This window comes from Tenacibaculum singaporense (assembly GCF_003867015.1).
Classification (GTDB): domain Bacteria; phylum Bacteroidota; class Bacteroidia; order Flavobacteriales; family Flavobacteriaceae; genus Polaribacter; species Polaribacter singaporensis.
Genome location: NZ_CP032548.1, coordinates 2,233,090 through 2,254,269, shown reverse-complemented (window position 1 = coordinate 2,254,269; position 21,180 = coordinate 2,233,090). Strand labels below are relative to the sequence as shown.

The 21,180-nt window shown below is 32.3% G+C and carries 18 protein-coding genes; 8 read left to right on the top strand and 10 right to left on the bottom strand.

Features of this window, described 5'->3' with window-relative positions; translation table 11 throughout:
• Positions 1-21: 21 nt before the first annotated feature.
• Both serC and D6T69_RS10005 read right to left on the bottom strand, forming a co-directional pair.
• On the bottom strand, positions 22-1,086 hold the full coding sequence (gene serC, locus D6T69_RS10010) for a 3-phosphoserine/phosphohydroxythreonine transaminase (protein ID WP_125067599.1): 1,065 nt from the start codon (positions 1,084-1,086) through the stop codon (positions 22-24).
• A gap of 52 nt (positions 1,087-1,138) precedes the next feature.
• Positions 1,139-2,200: an acyl-CoA reductase gene (locus D6T69_RS10005; protein WP_125067598.1), complete on the bottom strand. Its 1,062-nt coding sequence runs from the start codon at positions 2,198-2,200 to the stop codon at positions 1,139-1,141.
• Between the two features lie 70 nt (positions 2,201-2,270).
• On the opposite strand from D6T69_RS10005, the gene D6T69_RS10000 reads away from it, so the two are divergent.
• Positions 2,271-2,621: a 4Fe-4S dicluster domain-containing protein gene (locus D6T69_RS10000; RefSeq protein WP_047788857.1), complete on the top strand. Its 351-nt coding sequence runs from the start codon at positions 2,271-2,273 to the stop codon at positions 2,619-2,621.
• An 80-nt stretch (positions 2,622-2,701) separates the two neighbouring features.
• On the opposite strand, the gene D6T69_RS09995 is transcribed toward D6T69_RS10000, so the two are convergent.
• Entirely contained in the window at positions 2,702-5,389 is a 2,688-nt protein-coding gene (locus D6T69_RS09995; RefSeq protein ID WP_125067597.1) for a TonB-dependent receptor, read from the bottom strand.
• A gap of 180 nt (positions 5,390-5,569) precedes the next feature.
• Between D6T69_RS09995 and ychF the strand changes: the two genes are divergently transcribed.
• Both ychF and D6T69_RS09985 read left to right on the top strand, forming a co-directional pair.
• Positions 5,570-6,661 carry a redox-regulated ATPase YchF gene (gene ychF / locus D6T69_RS09990; RefSeq protein WP_125067596.1) on the top strand — a complete coding sequence of 364 codons (1,092 nt, stop codon included), beginning with the start codon at positions 5,570-5,572 and terminating at the stop codon, positions 6,659-6,661.
• An 83-nt stretch (positions 6,662-6,744) separates the two neighbouring features.
• Positions 6,745-7,419 carry a DUF2461 domain-containing protein gene (locus tag D6T69_RS09985; protein WP_125067595.1) on the top strand — a complete coding sequence of 225 codons (675 nt, stop codon included), beginning with the start codon at positions 6,745-6,747 and terminating at the stop codon, positions 7,417-7,419.
• Here D6T69_RS09985 and D6T69_RS09980 read toward each other — a convergent pair.
• Complete coding sequence (locus D6T69_RS09980; RefSeq protein WP_125067594.1) at positions 7,416-8,753, bottom strand: MATE family efflux transporter; 1,338 nt, start codon at positions 8,751-8,753, stop codon at positions 7,416-7,418. The two genes, D6T69_RS09985 and D6T69_RS09980, sit on opposite strands and share 4 nt — an antisense overlap.
• Before the next feature lie 89 nt (positions 8,754-8,842).
• Here D6T69_RS09980 and D6T69_RS09975 point away from each other — a divergent pair, with 89 nt between their 5' ends.
• Genes D6T69_RS09975 through D6T69_RS09960 form a run of 4 tightly spaced genes read left to right on the top strand, consistent with a single transcriptional unit; the run spans position 8,843 to position 11,471 of the window.
• Positions 8,843-9,229, top strand: coding sequence for an acyl-CoA thioesterase (locus D6T69_RS09975; RefSeq protein ID WP_125067593.1), 387 nt, complete (start codon positions 8,843-8,845; stop codon positions 9,227-9,229).
• Between the two features lie 35 nt (positions 9,230-9,264).
• Positions 9,265-10,383, top strand: a complete 1,119-nt coding sequence (locus tag D6T69_RS09970) for a DEAD/DEAH box helicase (protein WP_125067592.1) — start codon at positions 9,265-9,267, stop codon at positions 10,381-10,383.
• Positions 10,384-11,004 (top strand): trimeric intracellular cation channel family protein, encoded by a 621-nt coding sequence (locus tag D6T69_RS09965; protein WP_125067591.1) that lies wholly within the window; start codon positions 10,384-10,386, stop codon positions 11,002-11,004.
• A gap of 5 nt (positions 11,005-11,009) precedes the next feature.
• Positions 11,010-11,471: a MaoC family dehydratase gene (locus D6T69_RS09960; RefSeq protein ID WP_125067590.1), complete on the top strand. Its 462-nt coding sequence runs from the start codon at positions 11,010-11,012 to the stop codon at positions 11,469-11,471.
• A 52-nt stretch (positions 11,472-11,523) separates the two neighbouring features.
• Here D6T69_RS09960 and D6T69_RS09955 read toward each other — a convergent pair whose 3' ends face one another.
• On the bottom strand, positions 11,524-11,955 hold the full coding sequence (locus D6T69_RS09955) for a hypothetical protein (RefSeq protein WP_125067589.1): 432 nt from the start codon (positions 11,953-11,955) through the stop codon (positions 11,524-11,526).
• Between the two features lie 307 nt (positions 11,956-12,262).
• Entirely contained in the window at positions 12,263-13,474 is a 1,212-nt protein-coding gene (locus tag D6T69_RS09950) for an RsmB/NOP family class I SAM-dependent RNA methyltransferase (RefSeq protein WP_125067588.1), read from the bottom strand.
• 61 nt (positions 13,475-13,535) lie between these two features.
• On the opposite strand from D6T69_RS09950, the gene recG reads away from it, so the two are divergent.
• On the top strand, positions 13,536-15,647 hold the full coding sequence (gene recG, locus D6T69_RS09945; protein WP_125067587.1) for an ATP-dependent DNA helicase RecG: 2,112 nt from the start codon (positions 13,536-13,538) through the stop codon (positions 15,645-15,647).
• Positions 15,648-15,659: 12 nt separating this feature from the next.
• On the opposite strand, the gene nhaA is transcribed toward recG, so the two are convergent.
• The 4 genes from nhaA to D6T69_RS09925 form a co-directional block, all read right to left on the bottom strand.
• A complete protein-coding gene (gene nhaA, locus D6T69_RS09940) occupies positions 15,660-17,021 on the bottom strand; it encodes a Na+/H+ antiporter NhaA (RefSeq protein ID WP_240628296.1) in 1,362 nt (453 codons plus the stop codon).
• Positions 17,022-17,100: 79 nt separating this feature from the next.
• Positions 17,101-18,624, bottom strand: coding sequence for a hypothetical protein (locus D6T69_RS09935; RefSeq protein WP_125067586.1), 1,524 nt, complete (start codon positions 18,622-18,624; stop codon positions 17,101-17,103).
• A gap of 11 nt (positions 18,625-18,635) precedes the next feature.
• Positions 18,636-19,271 (bottom strand): SPOR domain-containing protein, encoded by a 636-nt coding sequence (locus tag D6T69_RS09930; protein ID WP_125067585.1) that lies wholly within the window; start codon positions 19,269-19,271, stop codon positions 18,636-18,638.
• 108 nt (positions 19,272-19,379) lie between these two features.
• Positions 19,380-21,065 carry a histidine kinase gene (locus D6T69_RS09925; protein WP_125067584.1) on the bottom strand — a complete coding sequence of 562 codons (1,686 nt, stop codon included), beginning with the start codon at positions 21,063-21,065 and terminating at the stop codon, positions 19,380-19,382.
• Positions 21,066-21,180 lie beyond the last annotated feature (115 nt).

Here is a 21,180-nt window from a genome sequence, read left to right as displayed (position 1 = left end):
TTGTAAAAAATGACGTTGTATCTAACTTATTCTTTCTAATTCTTGCATTACATCTACTAAAGCTTGTACACTGTATAAAGGTAAAGCGTTGTACATACTTGCACGATAACCACCAACACTTCTATGGCCGCTTAATCCATTAATATTGGCTTCTTGCCACATTTTATCAAACTTAGTTTGTAAATTTTTATCAGCTAAGGTAAAAGTAGCATTCATATTACTTCGGTCTTCTATAGCAGCAACTCCTTTAAATAAAGGGTTTCTATCTATTTCACTGTATAAAAGTGCTGATTTTTTCTCATTCACTTTTTCAATGAATTCGATACCTCCTAAATCTTTTAACCATTCCAAAGTTAACATAGAAGTATATACTGCAAATACCGGTGGTGTATTAAACATACTTTCTTTGTCAAGAAATACTTGGTAATTTAACATTGAAGGAATTTGACGTTCTACTTTTCCTAAAATGTCTTCTTTTATTACAACAAGGGTAGTACCAGCTGGTCCCATATTTTTTTGAGCTCCTGCATAAATTAAATCAAACTTTGAAAAATCCATTTGACGAGAAAAAATATCAGAACTCATATCACATATCATTGGAACAGAAGTCTCAGGAAAACTTTTCATTTGTGTTCCATAAATAGTGTTATTACTAGTACAATGGAAATAATCTACATCTGTAGGAATTTCATATGTTTTGGGAATGTAACTGAAGTTCTTATCTTTTGAGGAAGCTACTTCTACTAATTCGCCAAATAATTTAGCTTCTTTTATAGCTTTGTCACTCCAAGTCCCTGTATTTAGGTAAGCTGCTTTTTTATTTAGTAAGTTATAAGCAACCATTAAAAACTGCATACTGGCTCCACCTTGTAAAAACAATGCTTTGTAGCCTTTATTTTCAAGACCTAATAATTCTAGTGCTAAGCTTCTTGCTTTTTCAATTACATCTACAAAAGGTTGACTTCTGTGTGATATTTCTATTAAAGATAAGTTGTCGTTATTAAAGTCAATGACTGCTTCTGATGCTTTTTTTAGCACTTCTTCAGGTAAAATACAAGGCCCTGCACTAAAGTTATGTTTTTTCATTTGTGTTGTTGTGTTTTGCTACACAAAGGTGCAAATTTATAAAGAGACTCTTTTAAATTTTAGATAAAAATTCTAGTGTGTTTACACCGTCAGCATAGTCCCATAACTTTGGGTGCTGTGTTTGTCCGAATTCAATTTCATTTTCAATAAAATTATTAGCTACGACACATTGAATTTGCTCTCTATCTTCCCACAATTTAATTTTTAAATCATCCGCATTATCATAGTACTCATAAAAAACAGAAGCGATAGGAGAGGCGTAGCTTTCATCTTCTTTAATCATTAAAAAGCCATTTTCTAAAATATCAAACTCACTCATTAAATACACTGCTTTGTTGTAATCGTAATTATTAGCATATTTAACATTGTTAATGATTTCATGTTGTTGATACATTCCATTGAAAAAAGCGTCGAAATTATAATCTTTTGGGATAAAAATTTTAGAAACTGAGCGGCAGCCTAATCCAAAATAACGAAAAACATCTTCACTTAAGTTTTGTAATTGTTCTTCAGATTCATTTCCTGTTAAAACAGCAACAGAATTTCTGTTTTTTCTTATAATGCTAGGTTTATCTTTAAAGTAGTATTCAAAATAACGTGCTGTATTATTACTACCAGTAGCTATTACCGCATCAAACCCTGTTAGTTTTTCTTCAGTAAACGTGATTTTTCCTTTTAATCCAGGTTCAACATATTCTAAATATTTTGCTAAAAAAGGCAATAAATGTTTATCGTTAGACGATTGTTTAACTAATACCGAGTGCCTAGAAATTAGAACTGATAAAAAGTCATGAAAACCTACTAAAGGAATGTTTCCTGCCATGATAACAGCGACTAATTTGGGTTTGTTGTCACCTAAGTTTTCGTTAGCAATCCATTGAGTTAAGTTTTCTGAAGTAAGTGCTTTTGCCCAATTTTCTATAGAGAATAATATATTTTCTCTGGTAAACCAAGTGTTGTTTTCTCCTGCTATTTTTAATTGATGTTTAAATCCATCAAAAAACAATTCGTTATGTTCTATACCTTCTTTTTTCTCTATTTTTTCTTGAGAAAACTGGCTTAAAAATTCTCCTAGTTTATGAAAAGCGTTAATTCTACTTTTTATACTATCCATTTATTTGGTTCTAAATTAAATTGGAACTATTTTTGCGAATGCAAAGTTACAAAACTGAAAGAGATTAATTATGGCAATTATAATAACAGATGAATGTATAAACTGCGGGGCTTGCGAACCTGAATGTCCTAATACAGCAATTTATGAAGGTGCAGATGACTGGAAGTATGCTGATGGAACTGATTTAACAGGAAATATTGTTTTACCAAACGGTAAATCAGCTAATGCAGATGAAGATCAAGAGCCAATTTCGGATGAAATTTATTACATTGTTGTAGACAAGTGTACAGAATGTAAAGGTTTTCATGAAGAGCCACAATGTGCTGCTGTTTGCCCTGTTGATTGTTGTGTTCCTGATGAAGATAATGTAGAAACAGAAGAAGAGTTATTAGCTAAACAACGTTTTATGCATAACGATTAATAAGTTCCAAATTTTTGGAGATATGAAATAACAAAAATCCTGAGAATACTCTCAGGATTTTTGTTTTTATAAAAAGTGTATTAAAGTTTAAACCCTAATCGAGTAAAGAAATAAGCACCGTCTGATCCCATTTGAACAGAATCAGCTAATCCTCCTTGATCAGTCCATCCATCAAATTGTGGAGTAGGATACACATTAAAAATATTATTACCTCCAAGTGTAAAAGTAATTTTATCTGTAAAAGCATAGCTTAGACTTAAATCGGTAGTAATTTTACTTTTATAAACATCAGTAGCCACAGGATATAAGGCATCAGCTTCTGCTTGAGTAGTAGCTGGTGAGTCTACCCATTGAAAATCTTGTAATTGCACTTCGCTAAATTTTGTAAGGTTTAAAGAAACATCAAACTTCTTGTAACCATATCCTAAGTTTAAACCAAATTTATAATCTGGAGCTGCCGCTTTTAAGTAAGCTTCAGAAAAAGGACTAAAGAAAGTAAATCTGTTTAAGTTTCCGTTCTTTATCTTTTCAATTTTAGTATCGTTAAAGTTTCCTACCAATCCTACATCTATTCTATGATCTTCAAAAGATTTTTTGTAGTTTAAAACAATATCTAATCCTTGAGTTTTTGTATCAACACCATTTGCAAAGAATTGTGCTGCATCAACGCCTAAATTCAATCCAGAAGCATCAAAGTTATCTGTTAAAATAATGCGGTCATCAACAGTAATAGAATATGCATCAATGGTAGCTGTAAATCCACCAATTTTATAAGTAAACCCTAAACTAGCATTGAATGCTGTTTCTTCTTTTAATTGTTCTATTCCGAAAGCTCTAGTTACAGTACTGTTATTTGCAGACAATAATGATGGTAAAGATTCCCCATTAACAATGTTTGTAAACTTTAGATTATAATATAATTGAGCTAAAGATGGTGCTCTGAAACCTGAGGAAATAGAACCTCGTAGGGTTAAATTATCACTTGCTTTAAATCTTGAAGCTAACTTAAAGTTAAATGTACTACCAAAATCACTGTAATCTTCATAACGAACAGCCGCACCTACTAAGAATTTTTCTGTAAAGTTAAATTCAGAATCAAAATAGATACCTACATTACTTCTTGAACGGTCAACTTCATTGTCAGGTCCATATCCAGGGAACCCTTGAGAACCTCCAGGTAACTCATCTCCATTACTATCAACAGCTACTGGTTGAACAGCAGGATTTTCCATTAATACTCCGTTATCATCATATAATCCATAAGAAGCTTCTTCACCAGCAAAAATGATAAAGTTTTCTGTTCTATACTCTAAACCGAAAGCAAGGTTGACTCCACTCATTAAATCTTCTAAGTACTTACTAAAATCTAATCCTGTAGTATTTTGTGATAAACTATGACCTCCTGCATTAAAATCGGTAGGTGAAGCATCTTTTAAAGAAGCGTTGTTTGAGTCTTTGATGAAATAATGGAATTTATTTTCTCCGTAAGTATTATTAAAATCAATTTCCCAACCATTTTCTAATTTATGTTTAATTCCTGCCGATACAGATATATCAGTGATATTTGAAGTAATTCTAGGGGTAAATCCATTAGGGTGTATGCTAGGAACACTTCTATTATCGCCTTCATCAAAACTATCTCTTGAAAAAGCATACGCATCAGTATCTCTATAATTTCTACCTCCAAAAGCATATACTTCGGTATTGTCATTTATAGGTAAACTAGCATTTACCATAAAATTGAATCCATCTATAGCAGCGCTACCATATCCTTTTCGCCAAGAAAAACCAGGTCTCAACGTTCTTTCTTTTGACAACAATTCGGTAGTAAAGTTTACAAAACCTCCTTTATCATTCAATTTAGCTCCGTAGTTTAAATCTAGTTTAAAAGTTCCACCATCAAAACTTTTGTCTTTTCCATCTAATCTGTTTTTTCCTTCAACATTGTATAAAGTTTCTCCTGTAGCTTCAGCCCATCCACTTCCTATGGCTGTGCTATAAACTCCATAACCAATACTTCCTGAAGCGCCGTCGGTATTATCTTTTAAAACAATATTAATAACTCCTGCAATAGCGTCAGAACCATACTGAGCAGATGCTCCATCTCTTAGAACTTCAATTCTTTTAATAGCAGCAGCAGGAATTGCATTTAAATCAGTTCCTGAATTTCCACGTCCGCGTGTTCCAAAAATATTAACCAATGATGATTGATGACGTCTTTTACCGTTGATAAGTACCAAAGTTTGGTCTGGACCTAAACCTCGTAAGGAAGCGGGTACTATATGGTCGGCACCATCTGATCCTGATTGCTTAGTAGCATTAAATGACGGAGCTGCATATTGTAATATATCATTTACTTCTACTTTACCATTTTTAGTTGCTAAATCTCCTACATCAATTATATCAACAGGTACTGGTGTGTCAATAGCAGTTCTTTTAGGATTTCTAGACCCTACGATAACAACTTCATCTAATTCTAAACCTTCTTTTAAAACAATATTAAAATTAGTTTTTCCATTAATAGGAACTTCTTGTGTTTCAAAACCTGAAAAACTAATTATTAAGGTTCCATTAGCATTAGCGTTAAGGGAAAATTCACCATTAAAATCTGTAGATGTACCATTAGAGGTTCCTTTTTCTAAAACGTTAGCTCCAGGTAAAGGCTCATTGTTTGTATCTTTTACTGTACCTTTAATTAATGTTTGAGCACTCAACATATGAAGTCCCAAAAAAAACAGGTAAGTAATAAGAAGGGTCTGTTTTTTCATTTAAATATATTTTTTAGTTAATTTCTTAAAAGTAGTAAAAAATCAATCTAAATCTTAAAAAAATGTTAAAAACATAAAATTACAAACTAAAAACAAATTTAAACGAATCAATAAATAAATAGAAAATTTAGAAAGCAAAGCACTATATTTGCACTCGCAAAATTTCAATAAAACAATAGAATGAAAGCTGGAATTGTAGGATTACCAAACGTAGGGAAATCAACCTTATTTAACTGTTTATCTAACGCAAAAGCGCAGAGTGCAAACTTTCCGTTTTGTACCATTGAACCTAATTTAGGAGTAGTAAACGTACCTGATACTCGTTTAGAAAAGCTAGAAGAACTAGTAAATCCTGAAAGAGTTTTACCTGCAACTGTAGAGATTGTAGATATTGCAGGTTTAGTAAAAGGAGCTAGTAAAGGAGAAGGTTTAGGTAACCAGTTCTTAGCAAACATTCGTGAAACAGATGCTATTTTACATGTATTGCGTTGTTTTGATAATGATAATATAGTGCACGTAGATGGTTCTGTTGATCCTATAAGAGATAAGGAAACTATTGATATTGAACTTCAATTAAAAGATTTAGAAACTGTTCAAAAACGTTTGGAGCGTGTAAAAAGAACAGCTAAAACAGGTAATAAGGAGGCGCAAGTAGAATTAGAAATTCTATTAAAGGTTGAAGAAACATTATTAGAAGGAAAATCTGTTCGCTCTATTGAATTTACAGAAAAAGAAGAGGAATTTGTAAAACCATTACAGTTCATTACTGCAAAACCAGTTTTATATGTGTGTAATGTTGATGAAGGTTCTGCTGTTTCAGGAAATGCTTATGTTGATAAGGTAAAAGAAGCGGTAGCACACGAAAATGCTGAAGTTATTGTGTTAGCAGTAGGTACAGAAGCAGATATTACAGAGTTAGATGATTACAAAGAACGTCAAATGTTCTTAGCTGATATAGGATTAGAAGAAGCAGGAGTTTCTCGCTTAGTTCGTTCGGCTTATAAGTTATTAAACTTACAAACTTATTTCACTGCAGGTGTAAAAGAGGTGAGAGCTTGGACTATACCGGTAGGCGCTACTGCACCTCAAGCAGCAGGTGTTATTCACACTGATTTTGAAAAGGGGTTTATCCGCGCGGAGACTATTAGTTATGATGATTATGTATCATTTGGTAGTGAAGCTAAAGTAAAAGAAGCAGGTAAAATGAGAGTAGAAGGAAAGGAGTATATCGTTAAAGATGGTGATATTATGCACTTTAGATTTAATGTATAATTTTTTACTTAATAAAGTCTAAACTCCACTAAAATCTAGTGGAGTTTTTTTGTACCTTAGAAATTCTAAATCGCTTACTTACTATGCAAATAGAAAAACAAACATTTCAGTTTTTAAAAGACTTAAAAGAAAACAACAATCGTGAATGGTTTACAGAACACAAACTTCGATTCACAGAAGCTCAAAATAACGCAAAAGCTGTATACAAAACCATTCAAGATAATTTAAACAAGCATGATGAGATAGATAAGTTTAAGTTATTTAGAATTTACAGAGATGTACGTTTTTCAAAAGATAAAACACCGTATAAAACACATTTTGGAGGTTCTTTTCATAGAAAAAAACCAGCATTAAGGGGAGGGTATTATTTACATATTTCTCCTGGCGATAGTTTTGTTGCTGGCGGATTCTGGGAGCCTAATAAAGAAGATCTTTTACGTATTCGAAAGGAATTTGAAGTAGACGCTTCTGAAATTAGAGAGATTTTAAAAGAAAAGAACTACGTACAACATTTTGGAGGTAAACTAGAAGGAGATGAGCTTAAAACAGCTCCTAAAGGATTTGATAAGCAACATCCAGATATCGACTTGATTCGCAAAAAAGGATATATAGCTATTCAACGTTTTACAGACAAAGAAGTATTAGCTCCCGATTTTTTAACAAAAGTAGATGACTCTTTTAAAGCACTTCGTCCTTTTTTTAATTATATGAGTGATGTGCTAACTACAAATTTAAACGGAGAGAGTATTTTAGATTAATTTAGGTGTAATTTCACTTCTCTTTTCAAATAAGCATAGGTAAGCGCAGTAGATAAAACATCTGCTATAGGGAAAGACATCCAAACACCATTTACACCATAAAACTTAGGAAGTATATACACTAAAGGAATTAAAAAGAATCCTTGTTTTAAGAGGGTTAATAATAGTGCAGGTAATGCTTTGCCTGCAGCTTGAAAATAAGCAGATCCGATTAATTGAGTAGTTATTACAGGAGTTGCTAAAAAAGCTACAATTAATGCATCAGGAGTGAGTTTTAATAACTTTTCATCTTCTGTAAAAACCCCCACTAATTCAATTGGAAATAACATGATCATTATAAAAATTAAAACAGCAATACCGGTGCCAAAAAGGATGGATGTTTTTATAGTTTCTTTTACTCTTTCAGTATTGTTAGCTCCATAATTGTATCCTGCAATAGGTAAAAAACCTTGGGTAACTCCTAAAACAGGAAATAAGGCAAATAACATAACCCTATTGATAATACCATAAATTGCAATTGAAATCTCACCACCATATTTAAAAAGAGAGTAGTTTAAAACAATAGTTAAAATACTTATGGTTCCTTGTCTTACTACTGTTACACCGCCTAAAGAAACAATCTCTTTTACAATAGAAAAATTCAATTTAAAATATTTGGGAATTATTTTTAATTCAGTCTTTTTTGAAATAAAAAACCAAAGAATAAATATTCCACTAACTGCATACGAAATAGAGGTAGCCAAACCTGCACCGTACATTCCTAAATTCATGAATTTAATAAAAACCACATCTAAAAAAATATTAGCTATGGCAGGGAAGAGCATGGTAAGCATCGCATAATTAGGTTTGCCAACTGCTCTAACAACAGGATTACCCATCATAGCAAAAGCCAAAAACGGGACACCCCAAACAATTACATCGAAATACTCAGTAGCAGGTACTATAATGTTTCCATTGGCTCCAAAAAGCCTTAAAATAGGTGTGCTGAAAAATGTTCCTACAAGCACAAATAAAACAGATAACGCGATGGTTAATGAAATTTGATTCCCAAAAACTTCAAAGGCTTTATTTTCTTTATTAGCTCCTAAGGCTCTAGAAATTATAGAACTTCCTCCAATTCCAACTCCCATACCAATAGAAGAAATTAAAAAAGCAATAGGTAATACCACAGTAATTGCAGCAATAGCGAGTACGCCAATCCATCTTCCCACAAAAATGGTATCAACAATCATATTAATCGACATTACTAAAATTCCAATAGAAGCAGGGATAGCTTGTTTTAAAATAAGTTGACTAATACTTTTTGTACCTAGGTCGTTGGCGATTGTATTCATGCTGACTAAATTAACACGAATTATCCATCAAAAATAAAAACAAGGTTAGATTTAAGTAATAATTAACATCAATCCTGTAAGTTTGTCTTATGAATTTATTTGAACAAAAACATATTGTAACTTCAGAAGAAATAGATGAATACAACCATGTAAACAATGTGGTGTATGTACAATGGATGCAAAACATTTCAGATGCTCATTGGAAAGAACTTTCTAAAAATGTAAAGAACATCGATTATGTGTGGTTTGTTATTAGACATGAAGTTGATTATAAAAATCAAGCCGTATTAGGAGATGAAGTAACACTTAGGACTTGGGTTGGAAAAACAGAAGGGATAAGATCCATACGTCATTTTGAAATGTATAGAGGAGAAACTTTATTAGTAAAATCTCAAACTACATTTTGTTTGTTAGATGCTAACACAAAAAAACCTAAAAGAATTACGAAAGAGGTAACAAACTTATTGTTACCGTAAAAGAAACAATATCTTTGCACTTATAAATTTATAGAATGACAACATTTACCGCATTAGGAGTACGAAAAGAATATGTTAAGGGATTGAAAGAGTTAGGAATAACAACTCCTACTGAAGTACAACAAGAAACTATACCTTATTTACTTGAAAATAATTCAGATTTTATAGGATTAGCACAAACAGGTACAGGGAAAACTGCTGCTTATGGCTTGCCTATTTTACATAAAATAGATGCTTCAAAAGACAATGTACAAGCGTTAATTTTATCACCTACAAGAGAATTGGTACAACAGATAAAGAAACAACTATTTAAGTTTACAAAATATGTTAATGATAAAATTTTTGTAGAAGCTGTTTACGGTGGTGAAAAGATTGAACGTCAAATCAACAATTTAAAAAGAACCACGCATATTATTGTAGCAACTCCAGGACGTTTGATTGATTTAATAGAAAGGGGCGATGTAGATTTAAAAAATATCAAAACCTTAGTACTTGATGAAGCAGATGAAATGCTTAGTATGGGGTTTAAATTAGAATTAAATCGTATTTTAAAATATACTTCTGGTACTCGTAAAACATGGTTGTTTTCGGCAACAATGCCAGATGAAATTAGAAGTATTATAAAAAAATACATGAATGCTTCAGCAAAACAAGTTGAAGTAAACAAAAATGTATTGGTGAATGCCAACATTACGCATCAGTTTGTAACAACTACGATTCCTGAAAAAACCGATGTTATTATTAAGTTTTTGGAAAAAAGACATGCTGAAAGAGGAATCATTTTCTCAAGAACCAAAGCAGGAGCTCAAAAACTAACAAAAGAATTACAACAAGATGGGTTTTCAGTAGAAGCTTTAGAAGGAGATATGCAACAAAAAGAGCGTGATAAAGTAATGCGTGCTTTTAAAAACGGTAATCTTCAAGTATTAGTGTCAACAGATGTTTCAGCTAGGGGAATTGATGTTCAAAACTTAGCTTTTGTTATTCATCACCAATTACCAGAACAACTAGAGTACTATACACACCGAAGTGGTAGAACTGCTAGAGCAGGGAAAAGAGGAATTTCTTTAGCATTGATTCTTCAAAATGAAAGAAGTCGTTTAGCTGAAATAGAAAGAACATTACAAATACAATTTTCTGAAATATCAATATAAATGGATGTAATTTACGCCATAGACATTGCTGGAACTTTTGCCTTTGCTATTAGTGGAGCATTGGTTGCTATTAGAAAAAAGTTTGATGTTTTTGGAGTCATTATCATAGCTTTTGTTACTGCCGTAGGAGGCGGAATGACAAGAGATGTACTTATTAACGCACACCCTATAAATTGGATTGGGGATATTAACTATATCTGGACAATATTAATAGCTGTTGCAGCAACCTTTTTATTTCGAAGTAAAATAGCACCGTTAAGAAGAACCATGTTTTTGTTTGATACTATTGGTATAAGTGTGTTTACGTTATTAGGTGTTCAAAAAGGAATAAACTTTAATTTACATCCGTTTGTAGCCTTGGTAATGGGAATGTCTTCCGCAGTAATGGGAGGTGTAATTAGGGATGTGCTAACAAATGAAATTCCGTTAATTTTTCATAGAGAAATATATGCGTCAGCCTGTTTAGCAGGAGGAATTGTTTATCTACTTTTATATCCTTTAAATATCAATGAAGATATACTCTTTGTTATTTCTGCAGGAATAATTATTCTTGTAAGAACAATTGCTGTACAATATAAATTGGAGCTTCCTCGAATAAAAAAAGATGTATTTGGTAAATAAAGGATATGAAAAAATTAGTTTTTGAAAATTTAAATGAACTTTCTAATATAGAAGGAAAACAGTTACCGGTAGGAGAGTGGTATACTGTAACTCAACAAATGATTAATGATTTTGCCAATGCTACATTAGATAAACAGTGGATTCATATTGACACAGCAAAAGCGGCTAAATATTCTCCAACAAAAACAACAATTGCACACGGATTCATGTCTGTTTCTATGCTGTCAGAACTAATATCTAAACAATTTGAAGTAAAAAGTGTAACTATGGGGTTAAATTACGGATTGAATAAAGTTCGTTTTCCTAATCCTGTGCCTGTAAATAGTGAATTACGTTTAATTAGTTCTGTTAAGCTAATAGAAGACTTTCAAAACGGTAAAAAGTTAACTTTTGATTGTACGATAGAAATAAAGGGACAAGAAAAACCAGCCTGTGTTGCCGAATTTATTTTTGTTCTATTTGAATAAAATAAAGCTGCCTTTTTCAAGACAGCTTTTAAATTGTTGTATTATCTTAGTACTATGATAACCAGCCTTTCGCTATTGTCTTTTTAGTATACATCAACAAAAACACACCTATAACAATTACCATTATAGGCATTATAATGCTTCCAGGTCCGTATACTTCAGCTGCTCTACTCATAAACAAGTTATATGACATTTGAACTACGATAGCAATTAGCGAAAGTAAAAACATTGGTCTTGCTAACTTTTTTCTCATTAATAAAAAAGCACTACCAAGTAATCCTCCAAAAACGGCTATAGCAAAAGCAGCGGTAACCCAAGTAGGAACATTTTCATATAAAGCTCTTTCTGCTTCAGGTAAAGCAGCTCTGACTTCATCTGTCATGTAAGCTTGACCAATATAAGACATAACACCTAGTCCATTCCAAACTAAGGCTGCAATACCAATAATCCAAAAAAGTGTGGTGGGTTTGTTTGAATCTGTCATAAAATATAGTTTTTTAGTTAGTTACTGTTAAATGTAGTTATAAATAACTCAAAATCCAAAACAGACTGTAAATCAAAGGGTAGTGTACAAGTAAAAAAGAAAGTGATTAGCTTGTAAATAGTAGGCTTTCATAAAATAATGTTAAAGACTAGTAATTAGTGTAACGACACAAGAAAATAGTCGTCATATAAACATATAATTACTTAACAAGTAATGTTTAGTGATTAGTTAGTTTTTAATAGTTGATTGAAAGGAAAGGCTCGAGATATTATCCCGAGCCTTTTTTAATATATTTTATTTTTACAGCTTACTTTCTTTCTAGTAAGGCCATATAAAATCCGTCGTAACCAGATTTATGCGATAGTACTTTTTCGTCTTTTACAAATTTAAAATCTTTTCCTGCATCAGAAGCTAAAAAGAACTCAACTTGTTGTTGATTTTCTGAAGGTAATACTGAGCAAGTGGCATATACCATTTTCCCACCTGGCTTTACCATTTTAGAGTATTGTTGTAATACTTCTTGTTGTGTACCACGAATTTTATCTAAAAACTCAGGTTGTAATTTCCACTTACTATCAGGGTTTCTTCTAATTACTCCCAAACCAGAACATGGAGCATCAATCAATACCCTATCAGCTTTTCCTTGTAATTTTTTAATTACTTTGGTTGAATCAATTACACGAGTATCAATATTGTGAACCCCGTTTCTTCTAGCACGTACTTTTAGCTTTTTCAATTTACTCTCGTAAATATCCATTGCTATAACTTGTCCTTTATTTTTCATTAAAGAAGCCAAGTGTAATGTCTTTCCACCAGCACCAGCACAAGTGTCTACTACCTTCATGCCTGGTTCTACATCTAAATAAGCAGCTACTAATTGTGACGAAGCATCTTGAACTTCAAAAAAACCTTTTTTAAAGGCTTCTGTTTTAAAAACATTCGCCCTTTCTACTAATTTTAAAGCATCATCATATCCTTTGATAAATTCAGTGTCAATTCCTTCAGAAGCTAACTGTTTTTGTAAATGAGCTTTGGTTGTATTTAAAGTATTTGTACGTAAGATAACTTCTGCTTGTTTGTTTAAAGCAGCTATTTCTTTGGTCCAAACCTCTTCACCTAATTCTTGTACACCTACTTCATCAATCCAGTCAGGAATAGACTCTCTAAATTTTCTTGTTTTTAATAGCTCATCAAACTTACCTTTAATTCTTCTAGTAGGGGTAGGTTCAATTTGATTCCAATCAGGTAACTGAATTCCTTTTAGTACACACCAAACAGCAAATAATCGCCATAAATCAGGACGAGAATACGGTGCTTTTACATTTGCTATTTCTGCATATAATCGTTTCCAACGAACCACATCATAAATAGTTTCAGCAACAAACTTTCTATCACGTGCTCCCCAGCGTTTATCTCTCTTTAAAGCTTTTTCAACAGCTTTGTCTGCATACACATCTTCATTAAAAATATCGCGTAAGCTATCAATAACCGCGAAAACTAAATTTCTATGTAATCTCATTTGATGAATTTAAGAGTGCAAAGATAGTTGATTTTAATGGCTTTTTGTATTTTCGTTCTTAATGAATTTAAACCACCCCGTAACATATATAAAAGGAATTAGTGTTGCCAGAGCAGAGTTACTATTTACCGAGTTAGGTATTAAGACTTGTAATGACCTGTTGCATCTTTTTCCGTTTAGGTATATTGATAAAACACAGTTTTATACGATTAATCAGTTGCAACAAAACTCTGCTGAAGTACAAATAGTAGGTAAGATTACGGGCGTAAAAACCGTAAAGCAAAAAAGAGGAAGTAGGTTAGTGGCTACTTTTTCAGATGCTACAGGTACTATGGAGTTAGTTTGGTTTAAAGGTGTAAAATGGATTAAAGATAGTTTAAAAGTAAACGTTCCGTACGTTATTTATGGGAAGTTAAATTGGTATAATGGTATTCCTAATATGCCACACCCAGAAATGGAGACAGTAAAAGAATACAAAAGTAAGCTACAAATGGCTATGCAACCGGTATATCCTTCTACTGAAAAATTAAGTACGAAAGGAATAAGTAACAAGGTTATGCGTACGATGATTCAAAACTTGTTTCAACAAGCGTATAATGAAATAGAAGAAACTTTTCCGGCTTATTTTATTGAAGAACATCAATTCTTAGGTAAAAAAGAATCGTTATTAAATATTCACTTTCCTAAGAATCAAGAATTATTAGCCAAAGCGCAATATCGATTGAAGTTTGAAGAATTATTCTTTATTCAGTTACAATTACTACAGAAAAAACTCATACGAAAATCAAAACTAAAAGGATTTGTTTTTGAACAGGTAGGAGAGGAGTTTACCGATTTTTACAACAATCATTTACCTTTTGACTTAACGGGAGCTCAAAAACGAGTATTGAAAGAAATTCGTAAAGATGTAGGCTCTGGAGCACATATGAATCGATTATTACAAGGTGATGTAGGTTCTGGGAAAACGATTGTAGCATTATTAACTATGTTGTTAGCCATTGATAATGGCTACCAAGCCACAATAATGGCACCGACAGAGATACTTGCAACACAGCACTATAATGGGATAATAGAATTATTAGAGAAAACCGATATTAAAGTTGAATTATTAACAGGATCTACCAAAACAAAAAAACGTAGAGAAATTCATGAAAGCTTACTAGATGGTTCTTTGCATATTTTGATTGGCACTCACGCTATTTTAGAAGAAAAAGTACAGTTTGAAAATCTAGGGATTGCTATTATTGATGAGCAACATCGTTTTGGAGTAGCACAGAGAAGAAAGTTGTGGGAAAAAAGTTCATCTGATGGAAGAGCTATTCCTCCTCATATTTTGGTGATGACTGCGACACCTATACCAAGAACATTGGCTATGTCTGTGTATGGTGATTTAGATATTTCCGTAATTGATGAATTGCCTCCTGGACGTAAAGAAATTAAAACTGTACACCGTTATGATAGTAATCGTTTGGGTGTTTTTAAGTTCTTGAAAGATGAAATTGCTAAAGGGAGACAAGCTTATGTGGTATATCCTTTAATCCAAGAATCTGAAGCGATGGATTACAAAGACTTAATGGATGGATATGAAAGTATTTCTAGAGAATTTCCTTCTCCTAAATATCAAATTAGTATTGTTCATGGTCAAATGAAACCTGCTGATAAAGACTATGAAATGGAACGTTTTGCCAAAGGAGATACTCAAATTATGGTAGCTACTACGGTTATTGAGGTAGGAGTAAATGTACCAAATGCCTCTGTAATGGTTATAGAAAGTGCTGAACGTTTTGGATTAAGTCAGTTGCATCAATTGCGAGGTAGAGTAGGACGTGGAGCTGAACAAAGTTACTGTATTTTATTATCGAGCTATAAATTGTCTTCTGATGGGAAAACTCGATTACAAACGATGGTAGAAACTACAGATGGATTTAAAATTGCTGAAGTGGATTTAAAACTTCGTGGCCCTGGAAATATTATGGGAACACAACAAAGTGGAGTATTAAATCTTAAAATAGCAGATGTTGTTAAAGATAGTCCAATATTACATGTAGCGCGTAAAGCTGCTATAAACATACTTCAAGAAGATCCTAATTTGTCAGAAATAAAAAATTCCAGCTTGCTGAAAGCTTATGAAAAGCTTAGAAAAACAAGTGGAATTTGGAGTAATATAAGTTAGAATTAAGCGCTATTAACTAGCACTTAATTCTTCTTCGTTGTCAATTTCATCAGTTTTATTATACCTCAATATTAGGTATCCAATTATTGCTGAAACAAGAGAGCCTAATAAAACACCTATTTTGGCTGATCCAAGGAACTCAGGACTTTTAGCAAATGCTAAACTAGCAATAAATATAGCCATAGTAAATCCAATTCCTGCTAAAAATGATACGCCTACAATGTGTTGAGCATTTATGTCTTTAGGAACCTCTATTATTTTAAGCTTTTTAACTGTGGTAATAATTGTAGTAATTCCAATACTGTTTCCTAAAATTAAACATAAAGCGATATTAATTATTAAGGATGTGTCTAAGTTAGCATCACCATCTATTAAAACTCCTGCATTAGCTAAAGCAAAAATTGGGATAATTGCATACGCAACTAAATCATGTAGTTTGTGTTCTAAAAGTTGAAGAGGAGATTGGTAATCTTCAATCCAATGATCTAAGTTATCTATTTCAGCCACTTGCTCTTTTGATAATATTGGCTTAGGTGCAACCTTCGCTTTTTTGATATTATCCATTATTTGTGACAAATTAGCTATAAATTCAGGGGTGTGCACTTTTTGTCTGATAGGTACAGCAAAAGCCATTAAGATTCCTGCTACAGTTGGGTGAATTCCTGCTTTTAAGAATAAAACCCAAATTACAGCTCCAAACATAAAAGTTACGTAGTGAGAATAAAAACCTTTATGAGCAATAAAATAAAGAAAAGCTAATAAACCTATAGCGATAGATATCAATGTAATATCAATACTAGTACTATAAAACAATGCAATTACTAGAACAGCTCCTATATCATCAACAATAGCAAAAGCAGTTAAAAATACTTTTAAACTCAGCGGTATTCTTTTGCCTAAAGTGTTTAAAACAGCTAAAGAAAAGGCTATATCTGTAGCCATAGGAACTCCCCATCCATGACTTGTTTCAGGGTTCTTGTTTAAAAGGTAGAAGAATAAAATAGGAAATAACATACCACCAAGCGCTCCAAAAAGAGGGAATGCTAGTTTTTTAGTAGAGTTTAATTCACCTATTAAGAACTCTCTTTTAATCTCTAAACCAATTAAAAAGAAGAACACTGCCATTAACCCATCATTAATCCAAAGTATTAATGGTTTGTATAACTCAAAGTGTTCAGACTTAAAACCTATCTTATACTCCCATAAATGATTATAACTATCTCTAAAAGGAGAGTTAGCCCAAATGAGGGCTAATAAAGTAGCTGCCAACAATAAAATACCACTAGCACTTTCGGTTTTTATAAAGTTTTGAAGTGGAGATATAATTCTCTTTTTTATCATGTTTGTATATAGATTGTAACTTACTTTTTTCATTTAAAAAAAGTAAGGGTATTAATTTTTTTGTTTCAGAAAGCGAAGATAATTCATCAAACTTTAACGAAAAGTTAAATTTTTAAAACTTTTTAACACTTAAGAAGGAAAAACGATACGAAATACCCAAATTTATTTGAGCACTACTTAAATTTCCTCCTCTAGCTTTTACATAACCCGCTCCTAATCTTAAATTTAAGTTATTAGTAAGTTTTTGATTAACTCCAATACTAGGTTTAACAATTAATCCTTGTCCTGTACTAATACCTCCTCCACCAGCTGCACCACCTAAAACTTGTGCAAAAAGAGAGGTTTTCCCGTTAAAGAAGTCGTTTGTTTGAACTCCTAAACCTACAATTCCTTCTGCATATGCCCCTGCATTACCAAAGTTAGCAAAAGAAGTTTGACCTGCCGCATATAAATACTTATTTAAGAAAAAATTTAATTGCAATGATATTTGATGCATATCTTGATCAAAACCACCATCTCTTGCTGCATTTAAATACAAGTCTTGTTTAATAATTGCGTCAAACCCTTTGAACTTTCCTTCAGAAAATTCTCTTTCATCTGATAAAATTCCATCCCTATCTACATAATATTTCAACCCAAAACCAAAAGTAGAAGAAACAAAATGAGAATCAGGGCTCATCAAGTATCCTTTATTGATTGATGCATACACATTATCAAATAATTTTTGTTCTAAGGATATATCAGGATAGATTAAAAAACCTCCTTTAGTATCAACTCCGCCACCGCCTCCAGCACCTACTCCAAATTTAGCTAAAATATTTGTACGATTCTTATTCATCGACAAATGATAACCTCCACCAAGGAAAACATCCATATAACCTGCCTTAATTCCATGATAAGCACCATCTGCTTTAACGAAAAAGAAGAAATTATCTGTAAGGTAAGAATTTAATTCAAAACCTGCTAGACGTATTGTGTTTCCTTTATAGGAACCTTTGGTTACTTTAGCATTATTTAAATGAACAAATAATGATATTCTGTTGCTTAAAGCGTTCCAAGAGGTGTTTTTTAGTTTTTCTGTCGAGAAACTACTTTCTCTATCTTCAAATCCTGCTGTCTTAAAAGATAAAGGGATTTGTACTGCTACGTTAAATTGGCTACTGTTAATAGTACCTCCATCAAAAAAATCAACATAACTATATCCTGCAGTTGCAGAAAAATGTTTGAAATCATACCCCAAATTAAGGTGGGGAAGTATAAAAGCACCACCACCGTCAGGAGCTGAAGCACCACCACCTCCTCCAAAGTGAATTCCAGCATCTACAAAAAGCTTATTGGTTATTTTTTGTTGAATTCCTGCGTTAACCCCCAATGTAAAAAAACCTCCTCTAATACCTCCAACAGCTCCATACAAACCAACGCCTGCATAACTCCAATCATTTAGTTTTAGATTATAGTGGAGACCCGTATAATCCATATTCTGTTCTCCTTCAGGCATTTTAATTGATAAGAAATCAATTTGACCAAACCCTAGTTGTGTTTTTTGTTCAGGAACCGTACTTGTTTGTGCGTAAAAAAAATGAACACTCATTAGTAAACTTACTATGAGTGCTCTTTTAAAAATAATGTTAAGCATTAAATTGTTATTTAATTATGTATTTTTTGGCGTTTTCCATTTATGTATGAAGCTACGAAAGCATCACTAAATCCAATTTTTATTAATTCTTTTTGTAAATCTTTAGCTTCATCTAAAGTAGTATACAAACCTAAAGAGTATTTAAAGTAACCATCATCAGTAGTGACTGTAGAAGGAATAACTTCTGAAGATAATAATGGATATTTGTTTTCTGAAAGTACTCCGATTTGTACAGAATAAATTGTTTGTCCACTTGTGTTTTCTGCTATTTCATCAGCTACTGCTTCAGTATTTATGTTAGAATTGGATGAAACATTATTTTCAGACTCATCAGCATTTCTAGCAGCTCTTGCTTGAGCTCTACTTATACTATCTAACACTCTGTAAGCCTCTTTCTTTTTTACAGCTTCTATATCTATATTATTAATAGCACTACTACCTCCATTTGCATAAAAATAATAGGCAGCTCCTAAAGCAAGGCCTAATAGAAGCCCTAAAAAAATAGGCAGGGTTTTTGAGCTCTTTTTTAGTGCAACTAATTCTTCTTGTGTGCTACTTAATTCGCTTTCTGCTTCTTCTCTTTTTAATTTAGCATTGTCTAAGTCTTCTTGCATTAACTTAAACTTCTCTTCTTCTATAAAAGGCATAAGTATGTGGATTGATTAATAGTTATTAAAAGCACTAAAATACAAATCTTTTTTTATACATGAGTTTTTAAGAAAGTAATAGAGCTTTTAGTTGTTTATTTCTATAAGTTATGTGGAGTATATTTTTATAGTACTTTTCCAACCATGTTTTACGGGTTCTGAAGTAAATTCCCATTGCTCTTGATAGCTCTCTGTAAGTCGAGCTTTTACATATTTTATCCCAGTACCTTCTTTTTTAGTATTCGCTTTTTGTCTCACTGGAGCAGCAAAGGTTAAAAATCTATAGCATTTATAATCATTGTTCAATTCAAAAATGAGTTTAAACTGAATACTGTTATCTTCTAGAGGCAAACTGTGTGTAATTCCGTTCTCCAATAGCGTATGAAGAATCCCAGGCGGTATTTTTTGCTCAACATCGATGCCTTCTTCTTCCCAAGAATAGTTAATCTCTTTTCGGTATTCCATAATTTCAAGAAGTGAACGACAAAGTGCAATCTCTTGATTAATAGGTATTAGTGTTTTATTTTCTATCTGATTAAAAAGATCAAATTCTTTAGCCAATGCTTCTATAAATAAAACACCTTTATCAGGAGCTTCTTCCACCCAATCTATCAATGAGGTTAGCGTATTCATAAGAAAATGAGGTTGAATGTTCCTTTTGAGCAATTCCAAGCGTAAACGAGTAGATTGCACCAGAGAATTTTCATAAGCTAATCGTTGTTCTTTGATTCTGAGAGAAAGTAAATAAAACATTCCAAGAAGGATAAGACTGAAACCTGCAAAAAGACTTTTGTTAAAAGGAGCGATAAAGGCTATGGGCAATGATAAAAGAAAGGTTAACATTACCAGGCGCGCACCCTTCATCTTTTTATAAACCCCAAACGTCACTATCCCTAACGAAAACAGCCACATACTAAAAATCATATTATTAGCCGTTAATTCATAGACATATCTGGATAGGAAAAAAGATAATAGAATAACACTATAAATAATCAGTAGTAGTTTTCGTTTTGGGAATGGAAACTGCATAGAAAAATAGAACGGAATTAAAAAAGAAATACTAAGCATAAGAATACTTATAACCCGTAATCTCGTAACATGCATACTGTAATGGATAGGTACATAGGTTTTCATAAATTCTGCTAGTATTAAAGCAAAAAAAAGAAAACAACTAATACTGAATATTAGTGTTGTATATTCCTTTTTATCACCTAAAAAGAGAAATAAAAAATATATCGATGCTATAAGAAATGCTCCTGCAAAAATGTGCATATAAGAAGTTTCTACGAGTCGGTCAGTTAAAATATTATCATAATAATCAATATTCATTTCCCATATACCTGCATGATCTCTAAAATAATGAAGGCTTGCACGAATAGCTAACAAGTGCTCTCCTTGTTGTGTCAGATACGTCGGTATGCTATGAGTAGTCCACAGATTTCCTTCGGGGCCAAAAACAACTTCTTGTCCTGGATTCCCATTTTTTCCAATCAAAACTCCATCCCAAAAAACTTCGTATTCTCCATAAACATGCAACTGAATACCATAAGGATGTAATGATTCTGGAGTTTTTAAAATATCAATAGGGGTTCTAAACCAGAAAACCCGATCATCTTCCATCAAAGGTTTTTGTGTCTTCCAATCCTGATCATTCCAATTTTTTGTAGCCCATTCTTGTTGATCTCCTACTTTAAATACTGTTTTATGTTTTTTGAAAACAGGCTTTTGAGCGCAAGAGTTCGCTAAAAACAACAAGCATATTAAAAGTAAACTATACCAAGGTCTTAAGTTCATTTATATTGAATTATTGATGCAAGATAATCATTATAAGATGTCTTCTTAGAGCTGTTCATTAAACTATAGAGCAGTTCATATAATTTAGATACCATAAGTGAGATAAAAAAGCATT